Here is a 15408-nt window from a genome sequence, read left to right as displayed (position 1 = left end):
CCCCACAACCCCACACCCCACGCTGACGAAAGCCCCCTCACACAACAACCCGCACCACCCAAACCCTGATCACCAACCACCCCAAGCACGACCACCGAGACCACCGCGGACAGGACCCCCGAACGCACGGCGATCACGCCCGCGGCGATCAGGCACCAGACACACGACCACACAGCCACGGACAACGGCGACGGGCCGCAAACGCATCGACTTGCCCCAGAAGAGCAGCAGGCAACAAGCACACGACAGCGGCCAGACCCAGCCACCCCGGCGAGCCCGTCCACTGACCGCACAAACCCCGAACCAGACCGACACCACACGGCAAGACCGGAGCAAGGTCACCGGGCCGCAGGCCGCTACTCGCCCTCGCCGTCAAAGCCCACACGCCGAGAGCTCTTGAAAGGCCAGCAGGGACGCTCGTCACTCGCCATGCGGGCTTGCACCCTGAAAGAGGGGATGGATTCGCTTCGTTTCCAGCAGACGCGCGGTGCCACGCCTTCATGGAGTATGTCCTCACCCAGCTGCCTTTGGTGCCGTGGGGGGCATCGGCCCGGAGGTGCGGGCCACCGGAGTCAGTCCGGCCATCAGAAGCAATGCGCCGATCGGCAGCAGGTCGAGGTTGACCGAGAACAGAAGGAACCCCACGAGGACCAGCAGGGGACTCCAGGCGGGCAGCCGGCGTGGGGTCGCGGCCGCCGGCATGACCAGCAAGGTGAGCCAGCCCAACTGGAATGCGAGTGGCCCGATCATCTCCAGCGGTTCAGGCAATGGTGCCGCGGTGTCCAGGCCTGTGAACAGATCACCGAGGATCACCCAGAGGAAACAGGCGACGCCGAACAGGCTGGCTGCCGCCGCCACGTTCGCGCCAAGGCGCCCGCGCATGGTGGCGGCGGGAACGAGTTGCCGCAGTCTGACCGTCGCCACGCCGAAGAGCAGGAAGCCGATGAAGAACAGAGTGTGCCCGAGGTTCCAGGCAAGCCCGGGTCCGTGTTCCCCGTCCATCCCGTCGACGAGTCTCAGCAGGCCATACAGCATCAGCAGGAACGGGGCGGCGACCGCGGAGCCCTGGCCGCCCGTGAGTTTTGAAGTCATACCGGCAGACTCACAGGCCCGCCGCCCTCCGGCCTATCGGGGGCGTCCACCACCGAACCCGGGAATGTGCCCCGTAAGGGACCGCGCCCCAAAGGGGTGCGGAGCCCGGTTCGAACACGGTCCACCCGTACGGCCGAAACGCTGGCGGCATGCCCGGTCCCAACCTGGCGATCGCACCTACCTCGTGCTCGGCCTCTCCCTGGCCCGGCTGTAGGAAACCGGGCTGGGGCGCGAACGCACCACGCAGTACACCGAGAACCTCGGCACTGGCGGCACGATGCAGCAGCGCAGGCATGCCGAGCAGGGCCCCGTGCGGGTAAGCGTGACCGTCACCGGACTCTCAGCGGAAGAGGTCGCACTGCTGGTCAAGGATGAGAGCGCGGCCGCGGAAGCCACCTGGTCTCCTCGCGGGGCCGTATCGGTGTCGCGTTCGATGGTGGCGAGCCGGTTCTCGAGCCGATGGCTGGGTCGTTGGCGGAGTGGCACAGCAATAGGGCGGTGGATCCCGTTTCACCCGGCGGACGGTGAGTCGATGTGGGCAAGCAGCGATGCGGTGCCGTCCTCCGCGGCGATCCCCCGGGCGAGTTCGGACGCGCGGCGGCGGTGGGTCGGCTCGGACAGGCAGGCCGTGATCGCGTTGCCGAGGGCTTCGGCGGTCAGGTCCTGGAACGGCACAGGTCGGGGGGAAGCTCCCAGCTCGTACAGCCGGGACGCCCAGAACGGCTGGTCGGCCATGACGGGAATGGGTACGGCGGGCACTCCGGCCCGCAGTCCGGCTGCGGTGGTACCCGCCCCGGCGTGATGGACAACGGCGGCGGTACGGGGGAACAGCCAGTCGTGCGGGACGTCGCCAATGGTCAGGACGTCGGCGCCGCAGCCGCTCAATTCAGCCCAGCCGGCCTGCACCACCGCACGCACACCCGCCCGCTGAACCGCCGCAGCCACCAGCTCACTGAGCCGTTCCCCCTGTCCCGCCGCCATACTGCCGAACCCGATGAACACCGGAGGTGGACCGGCCTGGAGGAAGTCGACCAGTTCGGTTGGAGGCTGCCAGCCCTTCGGCCGGGCGGGCCACCAGTAGCCCGCCACGTCGACCCAGGACGGCCAATCCTCGGGGCGCGGCACCACCAACGGGCTGAAGCCGTGGAAGACCGGACGGACGTCCACCGGTGCCACGGGCGCGTCGGCGGGCAGCCCGAGGCGGGCACGCAGACGGGTCACGGCACTCGCGAAGACCCCTTCCGCGCGCCTCAGCACGTCCCGGCCCGCAGCGAGGTTGGCTTGCGGCCCGGTGCCGTCGGTGTTGCGTGCGTTGGGCAGCGGGAACTGGCCGGTGGCGAACGCCGGCGCGAGGTAGGTGCCGATGACGGGGACGCCGAGCGCTTCGCCGGCCGTCCGGCTGAGCGGTGCCGGGCCGAAGGCCGTGAGCAGCAGGTCGGCTCCGGCCGCCACTGCCTCCGCCACCCCATCGGCGATCCCGTCCGCGTACGCTCTCGTCAGCGCCTGGGCCTCATCCCGCGACGCCGCCCGGGCCCAGTCCCGGATCAGCCCCTGCGGATCTCCCGGCACAGGCCGGTAGTCGAGACCGCACCCGTCGACGAGTGCGGCGAAGGACGGATGAGCGGCCACGGCGACCTGGTGGCCCGCGTCCAGCAACCGCCGTCCCAGTCCGGTGTAGGGCGCGACGTCTCCCTGTGAACCGGCGGTGATGATCAGAACACGCATGGAGCGATTCTCCTCGGCGACCCGCAGCCCTGTCATCGTCGCCGGCCGCGGGGATCCCGCAGCCCACCTGGCGGCTGTGGCCCGAGGGGTGCCGTCGAAGACGCTGATGAGAGGTTTGACCACCGCCTGGCCGGGTGCAATGCCCGGCCGCATCCGGGCCGCAGGTCCGTACGATGTGAATGAGCGACCACCAGACCGGCCCGGCATCGAGCAGGTGCGGGCACAGCGATCGGCACCGAGGTGGGCGTCTTCCGCGGATGGGACGGGTGGCGAGCCGCCAAAGGTCGCTGAACCGTCCTGCCACCTACGGGGCGGTGGCGCCCCCGTCCCGCGGCAGGACCTCGATCGCGCCGGTGGGCGGCTGCGGGACGAGGGTGGCCTGCCACCTCCCGGTCGGCGGGTCGTACCGCACGTACACCCAACCGGCTTCTGTCCGCTCCGGCAGGCGGACCTGGGCGAGGCCGGCTGCTTCGGTGGTGGTGAGACTGGCGGGGAGTTGGATGACGATCGCGCGCTGCGGGTCGGCGAGAGTGAGCGACTCGCCCGGCATGTGCTCGGCGGGCTCGCGTGAGCGGCGTGCCAGAAGGTCCCTGACCTTGCCGTAGACGTCCTCGCCCAGCTTGGTGGCGATGGCCTGAACAAACGGCGCAAGCGCCGAGCCGGCCATCGCACCCAGCAAAAGCTCACCGAAAAGCCGGTCACCACCTGATCCGGGTTGCGGGACAACGGCCTCGGCTGTCTCGGCGTCTTCCATGAGCGGATTCTGCCATGCTCGCCGATCCGCTATGGAATATTTGACTGACCGTCATTCGGCCTCGGGGGGCAGCAAATGAGTCGGTCGACGCGCGCCAGGCGCCGGTACGAGCGTGGATCGGCGCTCCTCGCGCGGTATGAGGCAGACAACGACCCGGCACTGCTCGACGAGGCTGTCGCCATGCTCCGCTTGGCTCGCGAGGGGACGCGGCCGGCTGACGACGGCCATCTCGACATCCTCGCCAGACTCGGTGACGCGTTCGTGACCCGCTACGCCGACCGGCCGGACGCCGACGGCCGGACCGATGACATCGACGACGCGATCGAGTGTTACACAGCGCTCCTCGCGGCGGATCCTGGCATCGCGCTGCGGTACGCCGCCCTCCAATGGCTGGGCGACGCGCACTCCGGCCGCTTCGAGCAGGGGGGCCGCCACCCGAGCGACGCGGAGGCGGCGGTACATGCGTTCCACCAATGCCTGGAGATGTTGCGGTCACCGGAGATGGTGGGCCTGCTCGCCGAACCCGAGCGCGTAAGGCTGCCGGACGTGCTGGCCGGCCTGGGGGCGGCGGTCACACGGCTGTTGGACAGCGACGGCGACGGGCGGGACCTGCCCGCGGTGCTCGCGACCGCGCGTCAGGTGCTCGCGGAGCTTCCCGGCCCGGGCCCGGCGGCGACGCCCTGCGCCCAGATGTTCGCCCGCCTGGTGCACCTGGTCCGGGAGCGGACTGACCTCGACGTGGACACGGCCATGGCGCAGGAGTACCTCAGCCGGCTGACACCTCGCACCTCGGGGTACGAGGTCGCTGTGCGGGCGGTGGAGGAGTACCACCGCACGGGTGACCCCGGCCCGCTCGACGTCGCGGTGGAAGCTCTGCGCGAGATCACCCAGGGAATGGAGACATCGGGCGAGGAGGGCACCAGGCACTTCGGGGCCCTCGGGTACGCGCTGTGGCAGCGAGCTCTGCTCGCCCCCGGCTCGGCCGACGTGGACGAGGGCATCGCGGCCTTCCGGGTCGCGTACGGGCAAGCGGATACGGAGTCGTCCCGGGACGCGTGCGTGCAGGGGCTGTGCGAGCTGCTGGTGTTGCGCTACCGGGTGTCAGGGCACCTGTCCGACCTGGATGAGGCCATCGCCCTGCACATGGGCACGGTCGACCGGTACCGGGACAACCCGCGGGACGCGCCGGGATTCGCCGCCGCGGCGACCGCGCTGCAGCGCCGTGCCGAGGCGGTCGGCGATCACCGGGCGAACACCATGGCGCTGGCGATGCGCATGCTTCACAACCGCGGTGGGGAGGCCGGCACGCTGCGGTCGTTCTTCGACCTGCCGTACGGCCATCTGGCCGAGCTGGCGAGTGAGGACGTCCTTGCCGATTCGATGTTTCTGGGCGAGGTCGACGCGGTGATCGCCAGTTCCCGGACGCGACTCGACGGGTCGGTCGGGGACGAGCGGGCGGCCGCGCTGCACGATCTGGTGGACGCGCTGCACGCGCGGGCGCGGGCGTACGGGGGCGAGTTCGCGGACGAGCACATCGACCGGCTGCGCGAGCTGACCGCGGGCCTGCACGGCCTGCACCGCGGAGCGCATGAGGCGGAGCTCGGGTTCGCGCTGCACGACCGTTTCCACCGAAACGGGCATGCCGGCGATCTGAGCGAGGCGTTGTCGTGTCTGGGGCGGGCGGCGGCGGTGGACACGGTGCCGACGCTGTTCCGGCTGATCGCGGCGAAGGCGCGGGGACAGTTCTCGGCGCAGGCGGAGCTCTGGGAGGTCGCCGACGAGGCATACGGCCTCGCGATCGGCCTGCTCCCCAAAATCGCCGCGCGGCACCTGAGCCACGACGACCATCTGCGGCAGCTGTCCCAACTCGCCGGGCTGGCGACAGACGCGGCCGCGGCAGCGATCCGCAACGGCGAGCCCGTGCGAGCACTGGAACTGCTGGAGCAGGGTCGCGGGCTGCTGATCGGGGACATCCTGGACACGCAGCACGACCTCGGCCGACTGGCGGAGGTGGAACCCTCGCTGGCAGAAGCACTGCGCGATGCCGGTGACCGGCTGGCCACCGAGGTGGACCCGCACCTCCCTGCGCCGCCGGGTGTCCCGAGCGTGACCGACCGCCGGATCGGGCTCGTGCGGGAGTGGGACAGGACCGTCGCGGCGATCCGGAAGGTGCCGGGATTCTCGGACTTCCTCGCGCCGCCCCGTCTCTGGGACCTGGTCGGCGTGGCCGTCAACGGCCCGGTGATCACGGTCAATGTGAGCCGATTCGGCTGCGATGCGCTCGTGCTGACCGACGGCGGGGTGGCGGTGGTGCCGCTGCCGGACCTGTCGGACGCGGAGGTGCGGCAGCGAGCGACGCGGTTCCTCGCCACGCTGCCGTTCGCGGAGTTGTCCCCGGAGGACGAGGAGGCGACCGCCGAAGCGCAGGAACCGTTGCGGCAGACGCTGTCCTGGCTGCGGGACGCCGTCGTAGCGCCGGTGTTCGAACACCTGGAAGCGCACGAGCGGGTGTGGTGGATCCCGACGGGCCTTCTCGCCGCGCTGCCATTGCACGCGGCCGCACTCGACAGGGCGGTGTCGTCGTACGCGCCGACGATCAGGGCGCTGCGCGCGGCACAGGCCCGGCGCCCGCGGGACGCGGGGCTGACCGGTCGGGTGGTCGCCATCGCGGACGTACCTGGTCTGCCGCCACTCCCCGGTGCCGCGGCGGAGGCCACCCGGCTGGCAGACCGCTTCCCGGCCTTCGGTCACCTGTCCGGCGCGGCGGCCTCCCGGGCCGGTGTGCTGGCAGCGTTCCGCGATGTCGGCTGGGTCCACATCGCCTGCCATGCAAGCAGCTACGCGGCCCACCCCGTCGACAGCGCCCTGCATCTGTCCGACGGCCCACTGACCGCGGGCGAGGTGCTCGCGGCAAGGTCACGCCAGGGCCACCTGGCGTACCTGTCGGCGTGCGAGACGGTACTCGTCGGCTCGGCCCTGGCGGACGAGGTGATCCATCTGGGCTCCGCCGTCCACGCGGCGGGGTTCCGCCATGTCATCGGCACCCTGTGGCGTGTCACCGCCGGTACGGCCACCGAAACAGCGCGCCTGTTCTACCGCAACATGCCGCCCGGCCTTGACGCGGATCAGGCGGCACAGGCCTTGCACACTGCAGCGGTCGACCTGCGGAACCGCTACCCACGACTCCCGGCCAGATGGGCCGGCTACGTCCACATCGGCCCGTAGAAGACCTGCCGGCGCCCGGGCAGGCGCGCAGGGCGACCAGGTGTGTTCGGGAAGTGCCGGTGTTGCGGTGGTGGGCGACTGAGGAAGATTGAGCACTTTATGGGTGATCAGGTTGTCCACTTCGTCCGCCCGGCAACCTCCAGCTCCGTCAAGACGCGATGGAGTGCCTCAAGGCATTCCAGGACAGACCACTCAGCGCTCGTCTCAGGTGAGGCAGCACAACCTCTGAGGCGGTCCGCCTGTTCCACGAGCCCGGCGAGGCTTCGGACAGCGCCGGATGCCAGCCGTGGGCACCATCGCCCGCTGACGTATGTTCGAACCTGTGACGCACGCCTTGATACCCCGGCTGGTGGCCCAGTGAGCGGCTGGTGGGCCTATCTGGACGAGCGGACTCGTCAAGAGGTCGACGCCGACGTACTGCGCGACCGACGGATCTCGGCAGTCAGGTCCGCGTGGGAGGCCCTGCGTCCGTTGGAGTTGGGCCTGCACGAAGCGGAGTGTGTGGTCCACTCGCGGTACGAGGCTCTCGGCGACCAAGTGCAGCGAACGCCTCCTGACCCGCTCGACATTCCCTCACTCGCAGGCCGCGCCACAGCCCTATCAGGCCGTGTGGCTGCGGTGGAGGCTCTCTGGGACGGCGATACCGTGCACGACTGGTTCGTGGTGCTGGTCGCGGTCTTGGACGACCCAGAGGGGGACGGGCACTTGGCAACCGTGTACCACTCCGAGGGTTCTTCTCCGGGCGCTGCCGCAGCCGCTGCCGGCCAGGCGCTGGCCAGCCGTCTCGGTGTGCCGTTCCACTTCGCCTCCCCGGACCTTCCTGATGGCGATGCCCCGCGTTGGCGAACGGTCAGACGGTCCGCAGAAGCGCTGTGACCGGCCTCTGACGGCATCGGGCGGCACGTCCGCGATCCTGGGTGGCCTCGGGCCGTCTTCGACGGCGCCGGCCTCCGGATCACCGCTACGGCATCCCGGGAACAGACAGAGCCGAGGGCCACCCGGCATACTCCCGTCGGGGCGGCTGACCGCCTGGTCGCGGCACTCGGGGATCGTGGCGGTTCCAGGCGTGCCGGGCGTGTACCAGTTCGCCGAGCGAGTCGACGGTCGGCTTGGCGGGCGGTGCGCTCATGGCCGGCCCAGCAGGCCCGATACCGCGTCAAGCGGCAGGGAGGGGTTGGCAGCCGCTGCTTCCACCACCTGCCAGTCCGCGTCGGCGAGCAGCTCTGCGATGACCGCTGGTGGGAGCGCCGGATGGCCGGCGGCCATGGATCTGGCCCGTTTGTCCGCCAGGCAGACGAGCAGCGCCGGGGTCGTCGCCCTGGGATGTCGGGCAATCTCGCGGAATGCCTTCTGCGCGGCCGGTTGGTGCCGTACCAGGTCCTCCAGCAGCGCCGGGGGCGCGTCCGGGTTGGCGGCCACCTTCGCCAGAACATGGGCCCCGTGCCGCTCGACCATGGCGCGCAACTGCGCTTCGGTGAGACCCGGGTGCGGAGCGAGGGCCTTGACCACCTTCGCGTCGGGGTCGTCGGCCAGCCTGTCGCGTACCGCGGGTGGCAGATCGCGTCGCTGGGCCACGAGCATGCGGGCAGCCGGGTCCGGTGACATGGCCAGCTCTTCGACCTCGGCGGGAGAGGAGGTGGCGATGCGGGGCAGCGGAGAGGCGCCGACCTTGGTGGTCCGGGCCAGGTGGGTGAGCACGTCGAGCGGGACGCGGGGATGGTGGGCGAGTCGGCGGCGCACCTCGGGGTCGCGGTCGGCGGCCAACGCGCGGATCAGGGAATCGTCGATCGCGGGATTCTCGGCGAGGTCGGCCCGGACACCGGGAGTGGGGTCCGAGGCGAGCCGTGCGCAGGCGTGCCGGGGCAGGTCCTGGCGGGTGGCGAGCGCCCAGCGCAACAGCATCGACGGATGGTCCACGAAGCCGAGGGCGGCCTCGGTGGGGGTGGCTGGGTTGCGCAGTGCCGCCACCCGCATGTCGTGGACGGTGGACTCGTGGGTGCCGTCGCAGGAGGCGCCCGGCGGCAGGGCGCAGTCGGGCCGTGGGCACTGCCGATCGTGGACGAAGGGGATCTCCTCCCGGTCACAGACCAGGCAGCGTTCTGCCGCGGGCAACCCCTCCCCGGTCACCAGCGCTGCCAATGCGGCCGGGGGTGTCGCCTCGTTGCCCGCCACCGCGCGGCGGACCTCCGCATGCGGGTGCGCCGCGAGCCTTTCGGCCATGTCCGGGGTGGTCCACAAGGCGAGTTCGGCGACAACCGAGACATCCGGGTCCGCCGCGAGCAGCTCCACCACGTCGGACGGGAGACCACGGCAGGCCGCCAGCTTCTCCCTGCGCTCCGGGGCGGGATCCACCGCGAGGAGCCGCGCCCACTCCGGGCGGCCGACGCCCTGTTCGAGCAGGGCGAGGGCGGCCTCCGGCCAGACGGCGGGATCGACGTCGGCGGCACTCAGCCGACCCTGGTACGCGAGCCGCACCGCGCTGTCCTCGACGCGTTCGGCCAAGGCGACCGCCTGTGCACGGCTGAGGTCCGCGCGACAGGCGAGGTCCATGGCGATGTCGTCGTCGGCGACGGATATCAGCCGGTCGACCAGTTCGGACGACAGGGCTGGGTTCGCGGCCAGCCCGCACAGGATGTGATGCACACAGGCATCCTGCCTCACACGTGCGGCATGGGTTCGGTGCCGTGCGGGCCGGCCAGTTGCCGGCAGGGCGCCTCGACACTGATCGGCTCGTACCTGGGCGACTGACTGGCCGATCCGGTCCGCACAGCCGGGTCACGGGTCCGGAGCGAGGCCGGCCAGGGCAGCATGGGGGGATGGAGCAGCCTCTTGTTGTGCCTGAACTCGCGGCGGACGGCGGGTTCGCCCTTCGGTCGTGGCGCCTCTCGGATCTTCCACTGGTCCGCGAGGCAGCGGACGACGACTACATTCCGCTGGTGACGACGGTGCCCTCGCCGTACTCCGAGCCAGCGGGCATCGCGTTCGTCGAACGGCAGTGGGGCCGGGCGACCACGAGGACCGGGTATACGTTCGTGGTCGTGTCACCGGGAGGGCGGCCGGTGGGTCAGGTGGGACTGTGGCTGAAGAACCTGGAACAGGGCCGTGCCTCACTGGGCTACTGGGTCGTGAAATCGGCGCGGGGTCAGGGTGCCGCTGCGGCCGCTGTCGGTGCGGTGGTCGGCTGGGCCTTGCGTGATCTGCGGATTCCCCGGCTTGAACTGTGGGTGGAGCCGTGGAACACGGCTTCCGTGCGTACTGCCGAGCGTGCGGGGTTCCACCGTGAGGGGCTGCTGCGCGGGTGCCAGCGAGTGGGCGACGAACACCGGGACATGTTCGTCTATTCGCTGCTGAACGACGCGCTGTGATGCACCTCCTCACCTCGTCCGAGCCGGAGCCCGCTTGGAACGCGGCCGTCTCGTCGAACGCCGCGCAAGCCTCGCGGCCCAGGATCTGTCTGCCGTGACCGACCACCACACGTACGGCACCGGCACCCACACCGCCCGCGAGCTGGTCCGGCTCGTCAGTGAACGCCTCGGCCTGGACCTCACCGAGCGCGACAGCGGCCTAAGGGCAAGCCCCGCACGTCCGTATGTGGACGTGCGGGGGCTGTGGGGCCGTCCTGGACCGGGACGTCAGCGCGGCCGTCGACGTCGCCAAGGCGGCCGGACTGGCCGTGTCAGCCCGTGGAGCGCGGCAAGGGCCGGGAGTCGTTCCGGCACGGCGCGGTGCAGTGGGAACCCAGCCGGCACCACGGCCTTCAACGGAGCGGTGGGCGGGAAGCGCCGCCCTCCCGGGCGGCGAGGATGTCAGCTGATGTCGCGCTGATGGGGAACGACAACGCCGTAGCGGTCCTGGACCGTGGCGAGCGCTGCCTCGTGTACCTGCTTGGCGGGGATGCCGGCCGGGTTGCCGTTCACCGGCAGCGGCCGGGTCGCGGAGGCGTCGCCGACCACGGTGGGGTTGTAGCCGTTGTAGACCGCGCCCTCGGTGGTGAACAGAGTGCACATGTGCGTCATAAAGCCCGCGATGATGACGTTCTTGCGGCCGGTCTTCTTCAACTCCGCAGCCAGGTTCGTCTGGTGGAAGCCGTTCGGAACGGCCTTCTCGACGACGGCCTCGCCCTTGACCGGCTTGAGCGCCGGAATGATCTGCCCGGCCTTCGAGGTGAGGTCGTAGCCCTTCTCGACGATGTGGATGACCGGCGTGCCCGCCTTGCGGGCCCGCTCCAGCAGGGCCGCGGTGTTCTTCACCGCCTCGCGCCAGCCGGTGAGTTCCATCGTGCCGCCGGTGTAGACGTTCTGGTAGTCGACGAGGACCAGCGTGGCGTCGGACAGCTTCGCCTGGGTCTCGTCCAGGTCCATGAGCCGGCGCAAGGTCGTCGTGTCCTTCGCGTGGTTGCGGTCCGCGGTGGGGGTCGGCTTCCCCTCGCGGGCGTCGGTGCGCGTGGCGGCCTCGGAGTTCGTGCCGCACGCCGTCAGGGTGGCGGCGAGCACGGCGGCGGCGCCCCACACGGCAGCTGAACGCAGGCGCTTCATCAGGCGATCTCCTTCTGGGACTGGACGACGACGCCGTACAGGTCGGCGATGGTGGCAAGGGCGCTGCGGTGCACCTGGTCGGCCGGGACGTCGGTGCCCGCGACCGGGAGCGAGCGGGTCGCGCAGGCTTCGGCGACGACGGTGGGGCGGTGGCCGCCCAGGAACGCGCCCTGCGCGGTGAACGCCACGCACATGTGGGTCATCCAACCCGTGATGACGACGTCCTGGCCCTCGCTGAGGTGCGTGGCCAGGTCCGTGCCGACGAAGGCGTTCGGGACCTGTTTGACGACGACCGGCTCGCCGTCCACCGGCGCGACCTTCGGGTGGATCCGGCCGATCTCGGCACGGATGTCGTACGGGGTGCCCTCGCCGCCGTCGTTGACGACATGCACGACCTTCGCGCCCTCCTGGCGAGCCCTGAACAGCAGTCGCGCGGCGGCGTCGAGGGATTGCTCCCAGCCGTCGAGTTCCATGACGCCCTGGGTGTAGGTGTTCTGGAAGTCGATCAGGATCAGGGTCGAGCCGGCCAGCTTGGCGGGCGTCTGATCGAAGCCGTTGAGCTCACGCAGGGTGGTTCTGGACATGGGTGTACCGCCTTCGCAACAGGGGGTGTGAAGTGCGGCCCGAGTGGTCCGCCGGGCCATGTCTGCCAAGCTATGGTCCGGCTGCGGGTGTCGACAATGACGTCCAACCCGCAGAAACCGACATGCCGATCGACCTGCTGGCAACCACTGGGGGCCCCGTGCCGGACACCGTCCGACGCCTCGTCGTCATCCTGCTCTTCGACGGCGTCGACCTGCTCGACGTCACCGGGCCGCCGGAGGTGTTCTCGCTCGCCCTGCGCGAGACCGAGGAGGCCGCGGGCTATCGGGTCCTCCTCGCCGCCGAGACCATGGCCCCCGTCACCACCGGAGCCGGGGTCCGCGTGCTGCCCGACCTCACCTTCGAGGAGGCCGCCGGGTACGGCATCGATACGCTCATCGTGCCCGGAGCGGTGGAGGTCGACGACGAGCGCCGCGTCCATGCCCTCGTCGACCCCGGCTTGGTCGAATGGGTCAAGGTCCTCGCCGCTCGTACGCATCGGGTCACCTCCGTGTGCGTGGGCGCCCACCTGCTCGCCGCCGCGGGCCTGCTCGACGGCAAGCGCGCCACCACCCACTGGTCGACCGCGCGGCAGCTGGCCGCCGACCATCCGGCCGTGATGGTGGACGCCGACCCGATCTTCATCCGGGAGGACGACGTGTGGACCGGGGCCGGGATCAGCGCCTGCCTCGACCTGTCCCTCGCCCTGATCGCCGACGACCTCGGCGAGGCCGTCGCCCTGCGCGTGGCCCGGCAACTGGTCATGTACCTCAAGCGCCCCAGCGGGCAGAGCCAGTTCAGCGTGCCGTTGGAGCAGGTCGCCGCGACGCGCCGCATCGAGGAACTGCGGCACCACATCCTGCGCCACATCGGCGAACCGCTGACGGTCGTGGACCTCGCCGCGTACGCGCACGTCAGCGACCGGCATCTGACCCGGCTCTTCAAGACCGAGCTGGGCATGACCCCGCACGCCTACGTCGAGTCCGTCCGTGTGGAGAAGGCCCGCCACGAACTGGAGTCCTCGGACGCCACCGTGGAACGCGTCGCGTCCGTCTGCGGTTTCGGCACGGTGGACACCCTGGTGCGGGCGTTCCGCCGCCGCCTGAACACGACTCCGACGGAGTACCGGCAGCGGTTCAGGGTGCCGCCGGCGCCCTGAGGCCACTGCCGTACGCGCGTCCCCGGCCCGTCCCGCGGTCACCGCCGGGCAGCCGGCCCGGGGGCAGGACTCCCCGCCCGGCGCGGTCCCCCTGGCGACCGCCGCCCCTGGCTCCGCGCCGGGTCGATCCCGAAGGCACGGCGCGGCGGGTGTTCGCTGTGCGACGGATGCGGTGGGCTCCGTGTCCGACCTGGGCCGAGGTCGATTGTCAGTGGTGGGTGGCAGGATCGAAGCATCAAGTCGGAAAGACAAAGAGGGGGCGTCTCATGTCCGGAAACCAGAACTACATCAATCACGTCGCTCTTGTGCTGGACGCGAGTTCGTCCATGTCGCACCTGAGCCGCAAGGTCGTCGAAGTAGCCGACCAGCAGATCTCCTATCTGGCCCGCCGGTCGCAGGAACTGGACCAGGAAACCCGAGTCACGGTGTACGTCTTCGCGGACAAGGTGGAGTGCGTCATCTACGACAAGGACGTGCTGCGAATGCCGTCCCTGAAGCAGTTGTACCGGCCCGGTGGAATGACTGCTCTGCTGGCGGCCACGCTGAAGTCGCAGCGGGAGCTGGCGCAGACGGCCCAGCTTTACGGCGACCACAGCTTCTTGACGTTCGTTCTGACCGACGGACAGGAGAACGCAAGTCACCGGTGCCCGGACGCTCCCTCCACGGTTCCGCGTGAGCTGGTGAAGGCGGTGTCCACGATGATGGCGACGCAGGAGGACAACTGGACCCTGGCCGTCCTCGTGCCGGACCAGATGGGCAAGCGCGAGGCCATGCAGTGCGGTTTCCCGAAGGACAACATCGCCATCTGGGACGCGACGAGCACGCAGGGCCTGGAAGAGGCCGGGCAGGTCATCCAGCAGGCCACCGAAAACTTCATGGTGGGCCGAGCCCGGGGTATTCGGGGATCGCGGGCGGTGTTCTCCACCGGCGCGGAGGCGGTCAACAAGGACACCATCAAGGCAGCCGGTCTCACCCCGGTGGATCCGTCGAAGTACCAGCTCATTCCGGTGGCTCGCGATGCGGCCATCCGGGAATGGGTCATAGAATGCGGGCACACTTTCCGTACCGGTTGTGCGTACTATCAGCTGAGCAAGTCGGAGAAGGTCCAGGCGCAGAAGCAGATCGCGGTGCTGGAGAAGAAGACGGACCGTGTGTACACGGGGCCGGAAGCCCGGGCCCTGCTCGGTCTGCCGGACATGGAAGTGCGCGTCAAGCCGGACCACAACGACGACTTCACCATCTTCGTGCAGAGCACCAGCGTGAACCGCAAGCTCGTACCGAACACGCGACTGCTGCTGATGCTCTGACGCCCTCTTGGGGGAGCCCCGCCACTCCCACTGGCGGGACAGGCCGGCCTCGGCTGGGAGCGAGGTACGGAACGGGCGGCGCCGACATGGCACGGGCCTATCCGGCGTGATCATGCCGGACAGGCCCGTGGCATCGAGGAGGGCTCAGCGCGTTCGAGCGCTTGGTCGGCGCCATCGGCGGGCCTACCGTCCCGACCGCTGACCGCGCCTTGGGCGGTATGCCCGACCAAGACGCGGCCGCCGCCGACCGCTTTCTCTGGTTACCGAGCGTGCCGGCGTCGGGCCGAGCGTGACCAGCAATGAAATATTGGTGGAATATTCAACCGTCGGCCGCGGTTGCCGGTGACAAGGAGGTCACCAGTGAACACCACCGACAGCGCCTACTACACCCACGGGACACCGGCTGAGCGCTGGGAACGTGCTCAGCTGTTCTTCAGCGCCAAGGACTACGCCGCCGCGGCCCAGGTGCTCGGCGGACTGGTCGAGGAGGTGCCCGAGCAGACAGGGCCCCGGCTGCTGCTGGCCCGCGCCTACTACCACTCGGCTCAGCTGCGGCGCGCGGAGGCGGAGTTGCGGATCATCACAGAACGCGACCCGGTCGAGTACTACGCCCGGCTCATGCTGGGCCGCACCCTGGAGCGCCAGGGACGCACCGAGGAGGCCCAGCCCCATCTGCGCATCGCGTCCGCACTCGCCGGTGACTTCGCGGACGAGTGATGAGTGAATGCCGCCGCACCGCCTTTGACCTGCGCTTCAGCGGGTCAAAGGAGGGGTGCGGCGGCACCGGTGCCACTTCTCTGGGACTTTTGGCCTGCGGCGGGCCTCTTCGGGCCACGGTCCACGAGAGAGGGCCGACCGTGCTGGAGCGGCACGGGTTGCGTCCGCGGCGGCGGTCCTCGACGGCGGCCCGGGGGACGCTGGAAAGCGTCGCCCCCGGGTGGTCCGGCCCGCCCGGGGCGTCGCGCCGGCGCGGTCGACCAGGCACACAGCGGGCCGGTCCGCGCGGAATCGCCGCGGGCGGGGCTGGGG

Annotated in this window: 11 protein-coding genes; 5 read left to right on the top strand and 6 right to left on the bottom strand. The window is 70.4% G+C overall.

The window, feature by feature from the left end; translation table 11 throughout:
* Positions 1-513: 513 nt before the first annotated feature.
* The 3 genes from E4099_RS17080 to E4099_RS17070 form a co-directional block, all read right to left on the bottom strand.
* Positions 514-1092 carry a hypothetical protein gene (locus E4099_RS17080; protein WP_135339933.1) on the bottom strand — a complete coding sequence of 193 codons (579 nt, stop codon included), beginning with the start codon at positions 1090-1092 and terminating at the stop codon, positions 514-516.
* A 510-nt stretch (positions 1093-1602) separates the two neighbouring features.
* Entirely contained in the window at positions 1603-2817 is a 1215-nt protein-coding gene (locus E4099_RS17075; protein WP_167828403.1) for a glycosyltransferase, read from the bottom strand.
* A 304-nt stretch (positions 2818-3121) separates the two neighbouring features.
* Positions 3122-3571, bottom strand: a complete 450-nt coding sequence (locus E4099_RS17070; RefSeq protein WP_135339932.1) for a hypothetical protein — start codon at positions 3569-3571, stop codon at positions 3122-3124.
* A 180-nt stretch (positions 3572-3751) separates the two neighbouring features.
* On the opposite strand from E4099_RS17070, the gene E4099_RS17065 reads away from it, so the two are divergent.
* Positions 3752-6796: a CHAT domain-containing protein gene (locus E4099_RS17065; RefSeq protein ID WP_135339931.1), complete on the top strand. Its 3045-nt coding sequence runs from the start codon at positions 3752-3754 to the stop codon at positions 6794-6796.
* A 1125-nt stretch (positions 6797-7921) separates the two neighbouring features.
* On the opposite strand, the gene E4099_RS17055 is transcribed toward E4099_RS17065, so the two are convergent.
* Positions 7922-9439, bottom strand: coding sequence for a hypothetical protein (locus E4099_RS17055; RefSeq protein WP_135339929.1), 1518 nt, complete (start codon positions 9437-9439; stop codon positions 7922-7924).
* 173 nt (positions 9440-9612) lie between these two features.
* On the opposite strand from E4099_RS17055, the gene E4099_RS17050 reads away from it, so the two are divergent.
* Entirely contained in the window at positions 9613-10161 is a 549-nt protein-coding gene (locus E4099_RS17050) for a GNAT family N-acetyltransferase (RefSeq protein ID WP_135339928.1), read from the top strand.
* 441 nt (positions 10162-10602) lie between these two features.
* On the opposite strand, the gene E4099_RS17040 is transcribed toward E4099_RS17050, so the two are convergent.
* Together E4099_RS17040 and E4099_RS17035 are read right to left on the bottom strand one after the other, a co-directional pair.
* Entirely contained in the window at positions 10603-11331 is a 729-nt protein-coding gene (locus E4099_RS17040; protein ID WP_135339927.1) for an isochorismatase family protein, read from the bottom strand.
* Positions 11331-11915, bottom strand: coding sequence for a cysteine hydrolase family protein (locus E4099_RS17035; RefSeq protein ID WP_135339926.1), 585 nt, complete (start codon positions 11913-11915; stop codon positions 11331-11333). Before E4099_RS17035 ends, E4099_RS17040 begins: the two co-directional genes overlap by 1 nt.
* A gap of 122 nt (positions 11916-12037) precedes the next feature.
* On the opposite strand from E4099_RS17035, the gene E4099_RS17030 reads away from it, so the two are divergent.
* The 3 genes from E4099_RS17030 (at position 12038) to E4099_RS17020 (ending at position 15096) form a co-directional block, all read left to right on the top strand.
* Positions 12038-13072, top strand: coding sequence for a GlxA family transcriptional regulator (locus E4099_RS17030; protein ID WP_135339925.1), 1035 nt, complete (start codon positions 12038-12040; stop codon positions 13070-13072).
* A 266-nt stretch (positions 13073-13338) separates the two neighbouring features.
* Positions 13339-14379, top strand: a complete 1041-nt coding sequence (locus tag E4099_RS17025) for a vWA domain-containing protein (RefSeq protein WP_135339924.1) — start codon at positions 13339-13341, stop codon at positions 14377-14379.
* 360 nt (positions 14380-14739) lie between these two features.
* Positions 14740-15096 (top strand): tetratricopeptide repeat protein, encoded by a 357-nt coding sequence (locus E4099_RS17020; RefSeq protein WP_135339923.1) that lies wholly within the window; start codon positions 14740-14742, stop codon positions 15094-15096.
* Positions 15097-15408: the final 312 nt, after the last annotated feature.

This window comes from Streptomyces palmae (assembly GCF_004684805.1).
Taxonomy (GTDB): Bacteria; Actinomycetota; Actinomycetes; order Streptomycetales; family Streptomycetaceae; genus Streptomyces; species Streptomyces palmae.
The sequence above is the reverse complement of the archived record's forward strand: the minus strand, read 5'-3'. Positions and strand labels throughout refer to the sequence as shown.